The sequence below is a fragment of the Streptomyces sp. NPDC102514 genome, from assembly GCF_055584525.1.
The window spans coordinates 156,875-171,127 of record NZ_JBVJLW010000020.1; the positions used below are offsets into that span (position 1 = coordinate 156,875).

At 71.0% G+C, this 14,253-nt stretch carries 12 protein-coding genes and 1 pseudogene; 10 read left to right on the forward strand and 3 right to left on the reverse strand.

Annotation, left to right across the window (positions count from 1 at the left end):
- Window positions 1-313 precede the first annotated feature (313 nt).
- The gene (locus ACZ60E_RS38345; RefSeq protein WP_384800459.1) at window positions 314-1,420 is read left to right on the forward strand and encodes an adenylate/guanylate cyclase domain-containing protein; all 1,107 of its coding nucleotides are present in this window, start codon (window positions 314-316) and stop codon (window positions 1,418-1,420) included.
- Window positions 1,421-1,443: 23 nt separating this feature from the next.
- Here ACZ60E_RS38345 and ACZ60E_RS38350 read toward each other — a convergent pair whose 3' ends face one another.
- Entirely contained in the window at window positions 1,444-2,007 is a 564-nt protein-coding gene (locus ACZ60E_RS38350; RefSeq protein WP_469446560.1) for a hypothetical protein, read from the reverse strand.
- 615 nt (window positions 2,008-2,622) lie between these two features.
- On the reverse strand, window positions 2,623-3,480 hold the full coding sequence (locus ACZ60E_RS38355) for an enoyl-CoA hydratase-related protein (protein WP_469446562.1): 858 nt from the start codon (window positions 3,478-3,480) through the stop codon (window positions 2,623-2,625).
- A 125-nt stretch (window positions 3,481-3,605) separates the two neighbouring features.
- On the opposite strand from ACZ60E_RS38355, the gene ACZ60E_RS38360 reads away from it, so the two are divergent.
- The 4 genes from ACZ60E_RS38360 to ACZ60E_RS38375 all read left to right on the forward strand — a co-directional run bounded on the left by ACZ60E_RS38360 (window position 3,606) and on the right by ACZ60E_RS38375 (window position 8,545).
- Window positions 3,606-4,748: a GGDEF domain-containing protein gene (locus ACZ60E_RS38360; protein WP_469446564.1), complete on the forward strand. Its 1,143-nt coding sequence runs from the start codon at window positions 3,606-3,608 to the stop codon at window positions 4,746-4,748.
- A 98-nt stretch (window positions 4,749-4,846) separates the two neighbouring features.
- Window positions 4,847-6,385: a histidine ammonia-lyase gene (gene hutH / locus ACZ60E_RS38365; RefSeq protein ID WP_469446585.1), complete on the forward strand. Its 1,539-nt coding sequence runs from the start codon at window positions 4,847-4,849 to the stop codon at window positions 6,383-6,385.
- Window positions 6,386-6,575: 190 nt separating this feature from the next.
- Window positions 6,576-6,779: a cold-shock protein gene (locus tag ACZ60E_RS38370; protein WP_003969786.1), complete on the forward strand. Its 204-nt coding sequence runs from the start codon at window positions 6,576-6,578 to the stop codon at window positions 6,777-6,779.
- A gap of 140 nt (window positions 6,780-6,919) precedes the next feature.
- Window positions 6,920-8,545 (forward strand): DEAD/DEAH box helicase, encoded by a 1,626-nt coding sequence (locus ACZ60E_RS38375; RefSeq protein ID WP_469446566.1) that lies wholly within the window; start codon window positions 6,920-6,922, stop codon window positions 8,543-8,545.
- 79 nt (window positions 8,546-8,624) lie between these two features.
- Here ACZ60E_RS38375 and ACZ60E_RS38380 read toward each other — a convergent pair whose 3' ends face one another.
- The gene (locus ACZ60E_RS38380) at window positions 8,625-8,993 is read right to left on the reverse strand and encodes a cell wall protein (RefSeq protein WP_384800016.1); all 369 of its coding nucleotides are present in this window, start codon (window positions 8,991-8,993) and stop codon (window positions 8,625-8,627) included.
- Window positions 8,994-9,103: 110 nt separating this feature from the next.
- On the opposite strand from ACZ60E_RS38380, the gene ACZ60E_RS38385 reads away from it, so the two are divergent.
- The 5 genes and pseudogenes from ACZ60E_RS38385 to ACZ60E_RS38405 form a co-directional block, all read left to right on the forward strand.
- Window positions 9,104-9,445, forward strand: coding sequence for a hypothetical protein (locus ACZ60E_RS38385; protein WP_210880640.1), 342 nt, complete (start codon window positions 9,104-9,106; stop codon window positions 9,443-9,445).
- A gap of 211 nt (window positions 9,446-9,656) precedes the next feature.
- Window positions 9,657-10,928, forward strand: coding sequence for a L,D-transpeptidase (locus tag ACZ60E_RS38390; protein WP_384800013.1), 1,272 nt, complete (start codon window positions 9,657-9,659; stop codon window positions 10,926-10,928).
- 194 nt (window positions 10,929-11,122) lie between these two features.
- Window positions 11,123-12,607: an ABC transporter permease gene (locus tag ACZ60E_RS38395; protein WP_469446569.1), complete on the forward strand. Its 1,485-nt coding sequence runs from the start codon at window positions 11,123-11,125 to the stop codon at window positions 12,605-12,607.
- Between the two features lie 330 nt (window positions 12,608-12,937).
- Window positions 12,938-13,621, forward strand: coding sequence for an ABC transporter ATP-binding protein (locus ACZ60E_RS38400; protein ID WP_384800007.1), 684 nt, complete (start codon window positions 12,938-12,940; stop codon window positions 13,619-13,621).
- A 210-nt stretch (window positions 13,622-13,831) separates the two neighbouring features.
- Window positions 13,832-14,253: pseudogene (locus ACZ60E_RS38405) on the forward strand (peptidase S8); the annotation flags it as partial.

A 14,253-nucleotide genomic window follows, 5' to 3' on the forward strand; every position in this document is an offset into this window, starting at 1 on the left:
CCGGCCTCGGCAGTCGGGAGTGAGCCACAGCACACCTGCCGTAGAGTTGAGGCCGGTCGATACCTGACCGCGGCAGATCGGAAGGGCATCAGGCGTGACGGTCGACGACAGCGGTTCGGGCACGGGTGACCCCGCCTCCGAAGGGGAGCCGGGGCGTGCCGCCGGGTCTGTCGCCGACACGGCGGCCGCGCGGGTCGACCGCGCCGAGCTCCACGCGCGCGTGGAGGAAGAGGAACAGGACCCAGTGGACGCGCAGGACGGCCGGACCGACGTGCAGAACGGCCGGGCGGATGTGCGGGACAGCCGCACCGACGTGCAGAACAGCCGGACGGGCGGGCCGGACGGCCGGACCGACCAGCCCGGCGCCGAGTCCGACGACGACCCGCTCGCGCTCCGGCTCGAACAGCTCATCCTCGGCGCCGAGCGCCGCTACACCCCCTTCCAGGCGGCCCGCAGCGCGGGTGTCTCCATGGAACTGGCCTCCCGTTTCTGGCGGGCCATGGGCTTCGCCGACATCGGCCAGGCCAAGGCGCTGACCGAGGCGGACGTACTGGCCCTGCGACGGCTGGCCGGACTCGTCGAGGCGGGGCTGCTCAGCGAGGCGATGGCGGTGCAGGTGGCCCGTTCCACCGGCCAGACCACGGCCCGGCTGGCCGAATGGCAGATCGACTCGTTCCTGGAGGGCCTCACCGAGCCGCCCGAGCCGGGCATGACGCGCACCGAGGTCACGTACCCCCTGATCGAGCTGCTGCTGCCCGAGCTGGAGGAGTTCCTGATCTACGTCTGGCGGCGCCAGCTCGCCGCCGCGACCGGGCGGGTCGTGCAGGCCGCGGACGACGAGGAGATGGTCGACCGGCGCCTGGCCGTCGGCTTCGCCGACCTCGTCGGCTTCACCCGCCTGACACGGCGCATGGAGGAGGAGGAGCTCGGCGAACTCGTCGAGGCCTTCGAGACCACCGCCGCCGACCTCGTCGCCGCCCACGGGGGACGGCTCATCAAGACCCTGGGCGACGAGGTGCTGTACGCGGCCGACGACGCGGGGATCGCCGCCGAGATCGCGCTGCGCCTCATCGAGACGATGGCCAACGACGAGACGATGCCCGAACTGCGGGTGGGCATCGCGTTCGGCACGGTGACGACACGCATGGGCGATGTGTTCGGCACGACCGTGAACCTCGCGTCGCGGCTGACGTCGATAGCTCCCAAGGACGCAGTCCTGGTCGACGGGGCGTTCGCGGAGGAACTCATCCGGACGGGCGACGCGCCCGCCTCCGAGGCCGTGGCCGTCGAGGAGGCCGTCGCCGCGGAGAAGGAGGGCGAGGAGCCGCCGGCGTACCGCTTCGGAATCCAGCCGATGTGGCAGCGGGCGGTCCGTGGCCTCGGCGTCGTCGAGCCCTGGCTGATGAGCCGGCGGGGCTGAGAGCTCCCGCCGGTCCTCCTCACCTATGTGCCGTCGCTGTCGAGGCACAGGCCCACGATCGGTACGCAGATGGCGTCGGGCGGGCCCGGGGGTGGGGGCGTCGGTGTGCGGGTTGCGGGGGTTGCCACGCGTGCCGGGGGCGTCTCGATGGTGATGGGGCGGGTGGGCGTGGATGTGGATGTGGGCGAGGGGTGGACGGGCGTCGGGGCGGTTGTCCGTGCCTGCGCCTGCGCCCGTGCGGGTGCCGGTGCCGATGCTGTCGGGCTCGGTGGGTTCGATCGCGCCGGCTTCGGGGGCGTGCGGGGCGTACGGGTCGTGACGGAGTGGGACGCGGTCGTCGGCGGTCCGGCCGACGGGGCCTCGGGGGTCGTGGACGCGGTCGGATCCAGGGCCGTCGCCTCCGCGCGTGCGCCGTGCGCCTCCGACGGGGTGGGGACCGCCGCCAGCCGCAGCATGCCCAGCGCGCCTGCTGCCAGGGCGAGGCCGCTGACCGTGAGGAGGGTGCGGTGGGGGCGGGGTTTGCGGTGGCGTCCGCGGGGCGCTGCCGCTGTGGTTGTTGGGTCCGTCGTTGCTGCGGTGGTCGTCATGCTGATCCCTCCCCCGGTGCGCAGGTTATGCACGCGTGCGGGGTTGCGGACGATCTGCACCGACGCGTCACCCGAACGGGTTTCCTCGCCCCCGCCGCCCCTACCCTTCCCGTCACTGCATGGGGGCTGCGCCCCCTCGCCCCCTGATCGCGCTACGCGCTCGTCCTCAAACGCCGGACGGGCTGAAAAACAGCGGACGGGCTGAGGGGTGACGGGCAGCCCGCCGCCCCGAAATGCCGGGGCGCAGCCCCGCATTTCAGGGGCGCGGGGAACGGCGCGAGCAACCCCCACCGAACCCGCGGACGACCCCATGGGCCGGGGCGCAGCCCCGCCTCCTGGGGGCGCGGGGAACTGCGCGGCCGACCCCCACCGACCCGCAGACGAAATCCTGCGGCCCGTCGGTCATAGGGGCGCGGGGAACGGCGCGAGCAACCCCCACCGGGCCCGCGGGCAACTCCATGGGCCGGGGCGCAGCCCCGCCTTTTAGGGGCGCGGGGAACTGCGCGGCCAGCCCCCACCGGGCCCGCGGACGAACCCCGGCAGCCCGTCCGGCGTTTGAGGACACAGGGGGGTCGGGGGCGGAGCTCCCGGGTCAGTGGGCGGGGAGCGCGGTGGTTACTCCCCGGGCCATACCGGGCGGCGCTTCTCCGCGAACGCCGCCACCCCCTCCACCCGGTCCCCGGAGAACGCCACCGACCGCCACGCCGCATCCTCGATCTCCAGGCCGGCCCGGAGATCGAGCCCGTGTCCGAGCCGCAGCGCCCGCTTCGCGGCCCGGAGCCCCACGGGCGAGTTCCCGGCGATACGCGCGGCCAGCGCCAACGCTTCCGTCCGGTCCTCGCCGTCGTCGACCAGGACGTCGACCAGCCCCAGTTCCCGCGCCTCAACGGCCGCCACCCGCCGAGCGGTGAAGATCAGCTCGGCGGCCCGCGCGGCGCCCACCCGGCGCGGCAGCAGCTGCGTACCGCCGCCGCCGGGGATGACTCCGACCGACACCTCGGGCAGGCCCACCACGGCCGTGCCGTCCGCCACGATGAGGTCGCAGGCCAGCGCCAGTTCGAACCCGCCGCCCAGCGCGAACCCGTGCACGGCGGCCACGGTCGGCATCGGCAGCTCCAGCACCCCGGTGTACGCCGCCCGCGCGACGGGCCGCTGACGGACCAGTTCGGCGTCCGTGAGGGAGTTGCGCTCCTTGAGGTCGGCGCCGACGCAGAACGCCCGCTCGTGCGTCGAGGTCAGCACCACCACGCGTACGTCCCGGTCGGCGGCCAGCGCCTCGCAGGCCGCGGCGATCGAGCGGGCCATCCCGGACGACACGGCGTTCATGGCCTTGGGGCGGTCCAGGGAGAGTTCCGCGACGTACGGGGCAGGGCGCCGCACCGCCACGTACTCCCCGAACCGTCGCGGCGAGTCCTGGTCGGCCCGGTCCGCCCGGTCCGCCTGGTCGGGCCCGTTGCCGTCCTGCTCCGTCATGTCGATGCTCCCCGGTTAACGTGGGTTAACTTCCGGGTCGATCATCCCAGTGGGCCGTCCGTGAGGAAACCCCTGTTCGCCGCGTCGACCTCTCATAGTCGTACAAACCTACCTAACCTAGGGTAATGGGTGGTGACGATGTGCGACTGAGGGCCGTGGTGGCGCTGGCGCAGGGCATGGCCGCCGCGCACGCCCCGCGTGAGTCCTGGAGTGCGGCGGCGGACGGGGCCCGCCGGGCGCTGGGCGGGAACTTCGCCGCGCTGTCCGTGTGGGAGCGGCAGCTGGGACGGCTGCGGGTCCTGGTGAACACGGGGGAGCGGGCCCCGGACGAGGAGGAGTTCCCGGAGTCGGAGACGTACCCCGTCCATCAGTTCCCCGAGATCACCGAGTTCCTGCACGAGCGCTGGGTGGGCGGCGGCGAGCCCAACGCCTGGGTCGAGACGGCGGAGGGTCCGGCCGCCGGGAGCGCCGAGTACTGCCATCAGAGGGTCGCCGCGCTGCGGCGGCGCGGACGCGGCTGCTGTGTCGTCGCGCCGATCGTGCTGCACGGGCGCGCCTGGGGCGAGCTGTATGTCGCCCGGTCGGCCGGTGCGCCCGTCTTCGACCGCGCCGACGCCGACTTCGCGACCGTCCTCGCCTCCGTGGTCGCCGCCGGGATCGCGCAGACCGAACGGCTGGAGGAGGCGCGGCGGCTCGCCTTCACCGACGCGCTCACCGGTCTCGCCAACCGCCGGGCCGTGGACATGCGGCTGGAGGAGGCCATCGAGTGCCACCGCGCGCAGGGTGTGGTCGTGAGTCTCGTCGTGTGCGACCTGAACGGGCTCAAGCGCGTCAACGACACCCGGGGCCACGCCGTCGGCGACCGGCTCCTGGAGCGCTTCGGGTCGGTGCTGTCCCTGTGCGGCGCGATGCTGCCCGGCACGCTCGCCGCCCGCCTCGGCGGTGACGAGTTCTGCCTGGTCGCGGTGGGCCCCGCCGCCGACGAGGTGGTCCGTGTCGCCGAGGAGCTGTGCCGCCGGGCCGGCGAGCTGGAACTGGGCGAGGGGGTCGCGTGCGGGATCGCCTCGACGGGGGATCCCCTCGGGCCCGTCCGCTCGGCCCGCCGCCTCTTCCGCCTCGCCGACGCGGCCCAGTACCGCGCCAAGGCCGTACGTGCCACGAAGCCCGTCGTCGCCGGGCGTGAGGGCCCCGACGATCCCGTCGTACGCCTCGCCGACGCGCCCCCGCCCGCGGCGGTCGAGCGGCGGCGGTTCCGGGGCCGGCGGTAGGCCGCGCGCGGGCCCCGGTGTGACGCAGATGTAAGGACCCAACCCGGTATCCACTAGTGACACCATCGCATTCACTGCGTACGCTCCTGAATATGGATATGCACTCTGTGGTGGTGGGGACGAGCGGGGTCACCGCGTCCGACGTGCTGGCCGTGGCGCGCGGCGGCGCCCGGGTCGAGCTCTCCGGCGAGGCGGTGGCGGCGCTCGCCGCGGCCCGCGAGATCGTCGAGGCGCTGGCCGCCAAACCCGAACCCGTCTACGGGGTCTCCACCGGCTTCGGAGCCCTCGCGAGCCGGCACATCAGCCCGGAGCTGCGGGCACAGTTGCAGCGCAACATCGTGCGCTCGCACGCCGCCGGGATGGGGCCGCGCGTCGAACGCGAGGTCGTCCGGGCGCTGATGTTCCTGCGGCTGAAGACCGTCTGCTCCGGCCGGACCGGGGTGCGCCCGTCCGTCGCGCAGACCATGGCCGACGTCCTCAACGCCGGAATCACCCCGGTCGTCCACGAGTTCGGCTCGCTCGGCTGCTCCGGCGACCTCGCCCCGCTCTCCCACTGCGCCCTGACCCTGATGGGGGAGGGGGACGCCGAGGGTCCCGACGGTGTGGTCCGCCCCGCCGGTGAACTGCTCGCCGAGCACGGCATCGAACCCGTCGAGCTGAGGGAGAAGGAGGGGCTGGCCCTCCTCAACGGCACCGACGGCATGCTCGGCATGCTGATCATGGCCCTCGCCGACCTCGACACCCTCTACAAGTCCGCCGACATCACGGCCGCCCTCAGCCTGGAGGCGCTCCTCGGGACCGACAGGGTCCTCGCGCCCGAACTGCACGCCATCCGGCCGCACCCCGGCCAGAGCGTCAGCGCCGCCAACATGCTGGCCGTGCTGAAGGGTTCGGAGCTGACCGGCCATCACCAGGACGACGCGCCGCGCGTGCAGGACGCGTACTCCGTGCGCTGCGCCCCGCAGGTCGCCGGTGCCGGGCGCGACACCATGGCCCACGCCCGGCTGGTCGCCGACCGCGAACTGGCCTCCGCCGTCGACAACCCGGTCGTCCTGCCCGACGGGCGCGTCGAGTCGAACGGCAACTTCCACGGCGCCCCGGTCGCGTACGTGCTGGACTTCCTCGCCATCGTCGCGGCCGACCTCGGTTCCATCGCCGAACGCCGCACCGACCGGCTCCTCGACAAGAACCGCTCGCACGGGCTGCCGCCCTTCCTCGCGGACGACGCGGGCGTCGACTCGGGCCTGATGATCGCCCAGTACACGCAGGCCGCCCTGGTCAGCGAGATGAAGCGGCTCGCCGTACCGGCCTCCGCCGACTCGATCCCGTCCTCCGCGATGCAGGAGGACCACGTCTCGATGGGCTGGTCGGCCGCCCGCAAGCTCCGCACCGCCGTCGACAACCTGACCCGGATCGTCGCCATCGAGCTGTACGCCGCCACGCGCGCCGTCGAGCTGCGTGCCGGACTCACGCCCGCGCCGGCCTCGCGGGCCGCCATCGCCGCCGTCCGGGCCGCCGGAGTGGCGGGCCCCGGGCCGGATCGTTTCCTCGCCCCGGACCTCGCCGCGGCGGACGCCTTCGTACGCGCCGGAGGCCTGGTCGCGGCCGTGGAACCGGTGACGGGCCCGCTGTCCTGACGCAACTCCCGCCGGTCGGGCGGGGCCGTCGTGCGCGTCACGGCAGCCCCGCCACTTCGTGTGCTAGGGTTCATAGCGAAACGTTTTTGGTACCCATTAACTTGTGCGCCTGAAAGGATTCTCTCTCAGGCGCGTTTTGTTTTTCCGGTCATTTCCGGATGGGAGCCACACCTATCCAAGGAGAAATGACATGGCTACTGGCACCGTGAAGTGGTTCAACAGCGAAAAGGGCTTCGGCTTCATCGAGCAGGACGGCGGCGGCGCCGACGTCTTCGCCCACTACTCCAACATCGCCACCTCTGGCTTCCGTGAGCTGCAGGAGGGCCAGAAGGTCTCCTTCGACGTCACGCAGGGCCAGAAGGGCCCGCAGGCGGAGAACATCGTTCCCGCCTAATTCCGGGACGCGCATCACGCGAGCCGGGGCCCGCACCTTCGGGTGCGGGTCCCGGCTTGTGCTGTCCGTGTGTCCTTGAGCACGGGAAACCGTGAATGCACGGGAATCCGTGCGGCCCAGGAAGGAATTCCCGATCCAGCATGACTCGATCCGAACGTCCTGAACGACCCGCCGGCCAACGCCCGGCGAATTCCCGGGGTTCCCGCGGCTCTCGTGGCACACGCGGCGGAGGCCAGGCGGCCCCCGCCAACGGCGGCGGCAGAAACGTACGCAAGAAGCCCATCGCGCAGGCCGCCCCGCCGCGCGAGTTCACCCTGCCGCAGACGCTCACGCCCGCGCTGCCCTCCGTCGAGTCCTTCGACGCGCTGGACATGCCGGCCGCGCTCGGCAAGACCCTCAGCGCCCAGGGTGTGACCGACCCCTTCCCGATCCAGGGCGCCACCCTGCCCAACTCCCTCGCCGGGCGCGACATCCTCGGCCGGGGCCGCACCGGCTCGGGCAAGACCCTCGCCTTCGGCCTCGCGCTGCTCGCCCGCACGGCAGGCCGCCGCGCCGAGCCCAAGGCGCCGCTCGCGCTCGTCCTGGTGCCCACGCGTGAACTCGCCCAGCAGGTCACCGACGCGCTCACGCCGTACGCCACGGCCGTGAACCTGCGCCTCGCGACCGTCGTCGGCGGGCTCTCCATCGGCAAGCAGTCCGCCCTGCTGCGGCGCGGTGCCGAGGTGCTCGTCGCCACGCCGGGACGCCTCAAGGACCTGATAGACCGGGGCGACTGCACCCTCGCGCAGGTGTCGATCACCGTCCTCGACGAGGCCGACCAGATGGCCGACATGGGCTTCATGCCCCAGGTCATCGGTCTCCTGAACCAGGTCGAGCCGGACGGTCAGCGCATGCTGTTCTCGGCGACCCTGGACAAGAACATCGACAGGCTCGTGCGGATGTACCTCACGGACCCCGTCGTGCACTCCGTCGACCCGTCCGCCGGCGCGGTGACGACGATGGAGCACCACGTGCTGCACGTCGCCGACGAGACGGACAAGAAGGCCGTCGCGATGCGGATCGCCGCCCGCGACGGGCGCGTGATCATGTTCGTCGACACGAAGCGCTCGGCCGACCGCTTCACCAAGCGGCTGCTCGCGAGCGGCGTACGCGCCTCCGCCCTGCACGGCGGACGCTCCCAGCCGCAGCGCACCCGCACGCTCGACCAGTTCAAGAACGGTCTGGTGACCGCCCTCGTCGCGACCAACGTGGCGGCGCGCGGCATCCATGTCGACGACCTCGACCTCGTCGTGAACGTCGACCCGCCGACCGACCACAAGGACTACCTGCACCGCGGCGGCCGTACCGCTCGCGCGGGGGAGTCCGGCAGTGTCGTCACGCTGGTCCTGCCCGAGCAGAAGCGGGACATGACCCAGCTGATGGCCAACGCGGGGATCAGCCCGCACACGGCCCGCGTCAGGTCCAGCGACGAGGAGCTCGTACGGATCACCGGCGCGCGGGAGCCTTCCGGCGTCCCGGTCGTCATCCCCGTACCGGAGCCCGCGGTCGCCCAGCCGTCCCAGGGGAAGTCCCGGGCACGGCGTGGTGGTGGCGGGGGCGGAGGTGGCCGCGGGGCGGCTGCCGCCGGTACTCGTTCCGCCGGTTCGCGGTCCGGTGGCGGCGGTGCGCGCGGCGGGTCCGGCGCCGGGGGTGCGGCTCGTGGCCGCGGGGGCGCTGCGGCGCCGCGTACGCGGGGTGGACAGCAGGGTGGGCGTCGGTCCGCCTGACGGGGCGGGGGGACTTGTCGAGCGGCGGCCGCGTGTTCGTCGTGGCCGACCGCGCGGTTCCCCGCGCCCCTTACGGGGCTCAGAGCTCTGTCATGCGCTCCCTGCGGACGGAGTAGGCGACGAAACCCGCTCCCAGGGCCAGGAACAGCGTTCCGCCTGCCACGTACGGGGTCGTGTCGAAGCTTCCCGTGTCGGCCAGGCGGGTCTGGGTCGTGTCGGTCGTATCAGTCGTGTCGGTTGTCTCGGCTGTGTCTGTTGTGTTCGTGGCGGCCTCCCCGGACGTGTCCGTGGAGGTGTGTGCCGCGGTGCGGACCACCGTCGTGGTCGTTGTCCGTGTGGTGTGCTCCGCCGGCTTGTCGTCCGTCGCGTTGGCGGACGGGACGAACCACAGGGCACCCAGGAGGGTCCCCGCAGCGGTGGCGGTCAGCAACGATCGACGTGCGGACACGGAATATCGATCCCCTTGTGACGCTGGCGAATTGGCCGTGTGGGGCGATGTTAGTGAAAGGTGCGGGTCACGGGAAAGTCACGGTGGCCAGGAGTCGTACGCTCCGGGGTATGAGCACACCTGAGACATCACGTTTTGTGCGGTTGCACGTCGAATTGGTCGTCGAGGTGGACGACGAGAACGCGCTGACCAAGGCGGCGCTGACCCGCATGGCCGAGGATTCCGAGATCCCGGCCGACGAGCGGGCCCACGCCGAGAGCACAGTGACGCACAACACGGCCGAGGCCCTCGCGTACCTCGTCGACCCGTTCGACCTGGTCGCGGACCTGCCCGGGGTCGAACTCGCCCAGGCCTCGTGGAGCAGCGAGCACATCGACTACGACCCCGATTCGCCGGATTGGGACCTGGACGAGGATGATGACGCCTCGGACGAGAAAGAAGCGACCGGCTGACACCGCTCGGGAGAATTCATGACCCCGGGCGGCAACCGCCACCCGGGGTTCTGTCGTCTCATGGGACGCAGTGACCGACACCCGCACCAGGCGTATCCCTGTGGATCGACGTGGCATGCCCCACACCCGTGATGGATGTGGAACGGGACGAACCGGTCGTAGCGTTAATTGGTGTTACGGGGACTCTCGTGGTTCAGGGGATTCGGCAACGATGGAGAAGCGTGTGATGACGGACAGTAAGCGGCGCAAGGGCCTGACGGTCGCGTCCGCACTGCTCGGCGGGGTGCTGATGCTCTCTGCGTGCAGCGGAGGGGGCGGCGACAACCCCAAGGGCGACGACGAAGGGGACGGTTCCTCGCAGTCGAAGGTCGACGAGGCCGCGGCGAAGAAGACGTCCGAGGCCCAGATCAAGATCACGCCCAAGGACGGCTCCGACAACGCCTCCATCAACAGCGCCGCCGCGGTCACTGTGACCAAGGGCACACTGAGCGAGGTGACCATGAAGACGGCGGCCGGTGCCGCCGTCGAGGGCGAGATATCCGCGGACAAGAAGAGCTGGAAGCCCAGCGGTCAGCTGGAGCGCGCCACCGCCTACAAGATCGCCGCGACGGCCAAGGACTCGGACGGCCGCGCCGCCCACGAGAACGCGTCGTTCACGACGGTCTCGCCGGCCAACAGCTTCATCGGCAACTTCACGCCCGAGGACGGTTCCACCGTCGGCGTCGGTATGCCGGTCTCGATCAACTTCGACAAGGCGATCACGAACAAGGCGGACGTCCAGAAGGGCATCACCGTCTCCTCGACCAGCGGCCAGGAGGTCGTCGGGCACTGGTTCAACGCCAACCGCCTGGACTTCCGCCCCGAGGAGTACTGGAAGGGCAACTCCACCGTCACCCTGAAGCTGAACCTCGACGGTGTCGAAGGTGCCTCCGGTGTCTTCGGTGTGCAGCAGAAGACGGTCACCTTCAAGATCGGCCGCAACCAGGTCTCCATCGTCGACGCCAAGACGAAGACGATGAAGGTCATGCAGGACGGCAAGACGATCCGGACCATCCCGATCTCGGCCGGCTCGCCCGAGAACAAGACGTACCAGGGCCAGATGGTGATCTCCGAGAAGTTCAAGGAGACCCGGATGAACGGCGCGACCGTGGGCTTCACGGACGACGACGGCAAGGGCGAGTACGACATCAAGGACGTACCGCACGCGATGCGTCTGTCGAACTCCGGCACGTTCATCCACGGCAACTACTGGGGCGCCAAGTCCATCTTCGGCAGCGTCAACACCAGCCACGGCTGCGTGGGCCTGTCGGACACCAAGGGTGCCAACGACACGAACTCGCCGGGCGGTTGGTTCTACAGCCACTCGATCGTCGGTGACGTCGTGGACGTGCGGAACACCGGTGACAAGACCGTCGCCCCGGACAACGGCCTCAACGGCTGGAACCTGGACTGGGCGGCGTGGAAGGCCGGTTCGGCCGCCTGACCCGCCGACCGACCCGAACACTCCTCGCGCCGAGGGCGGTTGCTCACCACGAGCAGCCGCCCTCGGCGTTTTCACAGCCTTCCTCGGGCCCGCACAGCCCGCTGGGGGGCCTTTCCGGGGTTCTGCACAGCCTTCTCATCCTTCTCTTATGCGGGGCTTATCCCGCCATCACACGCCGTCCCTAGCTTGCGGCCATGTTCTTCACCTATCTGAGGCGCGAACTGCGCCGCCGCAGAAAGGCGGCGCTCGTCGTCGCCTCCGGACTCGCCCTGGGCATCGCCCTGGTCATCGTGGTCAGCTCCGTGTCGTCCGGCATGGAGAAGGCGCAGGGCAAGGTCCTCCAGTCGCTGTACGGGCTGGGCACGGACATGACGGTCACCAAGGCGGCCCAGGCCCAGTCGGGCACGGGCGAGCGCCCGCGCTTCCAGTTCGACGCCCGGGACGGTGACTCCGACGAGGAGCAGAGCAGCGACCGCGTCATGGTGCAGGGCTTCCAGACCCTGGCGGCCGGCACGGTCTCCAAGGTCGATACGCAGAAGGGCGTCTCGGACGCCGTAGGCGGGCTCAGTCTCCAAGTCATCAAGGTCAGCGGCCAGTTCCAGCGGGGCGAGTTCCAGCAGGACCAGCAGCAGGGCGGCGGCGGTGGCAACCAGCAGGGTGGCGGCCCCGGTGCCCAGCAGTCCCCGCAGGGCCGCGTCGAGGGCGGTGGCGCCGACTTCGACGTCAACAACTACTCCGTGTACGGCACGGACGTCACCAAGCCCGACCTGGGCCCGCTGACCTCCTCGAAGATCACCAGCGGCCGTACGTTCAAGACCTCGGAGACCGACGCGAAGGTCGTCGTCGCCGACAAGTCCTACGCCAAGGAGAAGAAGCTCGCCCTCGGCGACACCGTCACCGTCAAGAGCGTCAAGTACAAGGTCATCGGCATCGCGACGCCCGACAGCGGGGACGCGGCGGCCAACCTGTACATCCCGCTCAAGCAGGCGCAGACGATCAGTGACTCCAAGAACAAGGTCACCACGATCTACGTCAAGGCGTCCGACTCGCAGCAGATCGACAGCGTCAAGTCGACCATCCAGAAGAACATCGACGGTACGACGGTGACGACCTCCGCCGACCTCGCGGACACGGTGTCCGGGTCCCTCTCCACGGCCTCCGACCTCGCCTCGAACGTGGGCAAGTGGCTCTCGATCGCGGTGCTCGTGGCCGCGTTCCTGGTCGCGGGACTGCTCACCTCGTCCGCCGTGTCCCGGCGCGTACGGGAGTTCGGCACGCTGAAGGCGCTCGGCTGGAAGTCCGGCCGTGTCACCCGGCAGGTCGTCGGGGAGGCGGTCGTCAACGGCCTCGTCGGCGGTGTCCTCGGGATCGCCCTCGGCCTCGGCGGCGCGTACGCCGTCACCGCGATCAGCCCGACGCTCCAGGCCGAACTCGCGTCCACGGGCGGGGGCATGGGCGGCCCCGGCGGCGGCGGAGGCCCCGGTGGCGGCGGCATGGGCGGCCCGGCCCGCCAGGCGGCCTCCAAGGCCCTCGACGTGACCCTCACGGCACCCGTCGCCCTCAACACGATCGTGATCGCGGTGGGCCTCGCGGTGGCCGGCGGCCTGATAGCCGGCGCGTTCGGCGGCTGGCGAGCCTCCCGCCTCCGCCCGGCGGACGCACTGCGCCGGGTCGAGTAACCCCCGCCCCGTCAGGGGCGCGGGGAACGGCGCGCTCAGCCACGCACAGCCCGCACTTCCCATACGGCGGCCACCACCCGCCCCCTAGGGGGCGCGAGGAACTGCGCGCTCAGCCGCAACCGACCCGCACTCCGCATACGGCTGCCACCACCCGCCCCCTCCTCGGGGGGCGCGGGGAACGGCGCGCTCAGCCACGACCGACCCGCACCTCCGACACGGCGGTCGCAGCCCGCGCTCCTCAGGGGCGCGGGGAACTGCGCGACCAGCCACGGACGGCCCGCACCTTTTCACACCGCGCCCCTCGCGGAGCGCCCGGCCCAGGAGCCACACGTGTACGAACTAAGAGGCATCACCAAGCAGTACAAGCGGGGCAAGGAGACCGTCCACGCCCTCGCAGGCGTCGACCTGACCATCGCGGACGGCGACCGCCTGGTCATCCAGGGCCCCACCGGCGGCGGCAAATCCACCCTCCTCCAGATGCTCGGCGGCCTCGACCGCCCCACCGGCGGAAGCATCGAGCTGGACGGAACAGATCTCGCCAGATTGTCCGAGACCAAACTGACGAACGTGCGCAGCGAGAACATCGGATTCGTTTTCCAGAGCTTCAATCTCATTCCCACCCTTACCGCCCAGGAGAACGTGGAGACCGCCCTCGTACCGCTGAAGGTGAAGGTGAAGGAACGGCGGGAAAGGGCCGCCGCGGCACTGGAGTCCGTAGGGCTCGCCGAGCGGGCCGGGCACCTGCCCGCGGAGCTGTCCGGCGGCCAGCAGCAGCGCGTCGCCATCGCCCGTGCCCTGGTCAAGCAGCCGAAGGTGCTGCTCGCCGACGAACCGACCGGCAACCTCGACGAGTCGATGCGCGACGAGATCATGGACGTACTCGACACCATGTGGAAGGAGCACGGGCTCACTTTCATCATGGTCACGCACGATTCCGCATTGGCGAAAAAGGCCCCGAGGGTCGCCACGATCCGGAAGGGAAAGATCACCGTCAAGGAAAACGCCAACTCTTGACTGTGGTCTCACTATTGAGCACCAGTTCACCCCCCGGCATACTGAGTATTCCGGGGGGTTACGCGCGAGCATGCGTACGGGATGTCCCCCGGCCGGGTGAACGGGGGTTCATCCCGGACCTGATCTCCAGGGGGAGACTTGCGCAGACAAGTGAAAAGAGCGTGCGCGGGCACGATTGCCACGGCGGCTGCCGTGGCTCTGGCGGCGGGCATGACCAGCCCGGCGTCGGCGGAGCCCGAGCGTACGGCCGCCGGCCAAGCTGTGCAGACCGCGCCCAAGCACCGTGTCACGCTGATCACCGGTGACCGTGTCGTCGTCGACGCGAAGGGCCGTGTTCTGGGCTTGGAGCGGGCCAGGGGCCGTGAGGGGATACCGGTTCAGATACGCAAGGCCGGCGGGCACACCCTGGTCGTGCCGGCCGACGCGGCACGGCTGATCGCCGGTGGCAAGCTCGACCGGCGGCTCTTCGACGTCACCGAGCTCAACAAGTCGGCCAGCCGCAGGGCGCAGAAGCAGGGCCTGAAGCTGATCGTCGGGTACAGCGGCGCGGCTGTGGCGGCGAAGGCGGATGTCCGCGGGGCGGGTGACACGAAGGTCCGCAGGACCTTGAAGTCGCTGAACGCGGACGCGGT

Bases quoted from the DNA above. Each gene is read 5' to 3' on its own strand.
- ACZ60E_RS38390 (WP_384800013.1), top strand. From the start codon at position 9,657: ATGGAGAAGCGTGTGATGACGGACAGTAAGCGGCGCAAGGGCCTGACG.
- ACZ60E_RS38355 (WP_469446562.1), bottom strand. From the start codon at position 3,480: ATGACGGAGCAGGACGGCAACGGGCCCGACCAGGCGGACCGGGCGGAC.
- ACZ60E_RS38370 (WP_003969786.1), top strand. From the start codon at position 6,576: ATGGCTACTGGCACCGTGAAGTGGTTCAACAGCGAAAAGGGCTTCGGC.
- ACZ60E_RS38395 (WP_469446569.1), top strand. From the start codon at position 11,123: ATGTTCTTCACCTATCTGAGGCGCGAACTGCGCCGCCGCAGAAAGGCG.
- ACZ60E_RS38385 (WP_210880640.1), top strand. From the start codon at position 9,104: ATGAGCACACCTGAGACATCACGTTTTGTGCGGTTGCACGTCGAATTG.
- ACZ60E_RS38360 (WP_469446564.1), top strand. From the start codon at position 3,606: ATGGGTGGTGACGATGTGCGACTGAGGGCCGTGGTGGCGCTGGCGCAG.
- hutH (WP_469446585.1), top strand. From the start codon at position 4,847: ATGCACTCTGTGGTGGTGGGGACGAGCGGGGTCACCGCGTCCGACGTG.
- ACZ60E_RS38375 (WP_469446566.1), top strand. From the start codon at position 6,920: ATGACTCGATCCGAACGTCCTGAACGACCCGCCGGCCAACGCCCGGCG.
- ACZ60E_RS38350 (WP_469446560.1), bottom strand. From the start codon at position 2,007: ATGACGACCACCGCAGCAACGACGGACCCAACAACCACAGCGGCAGCG.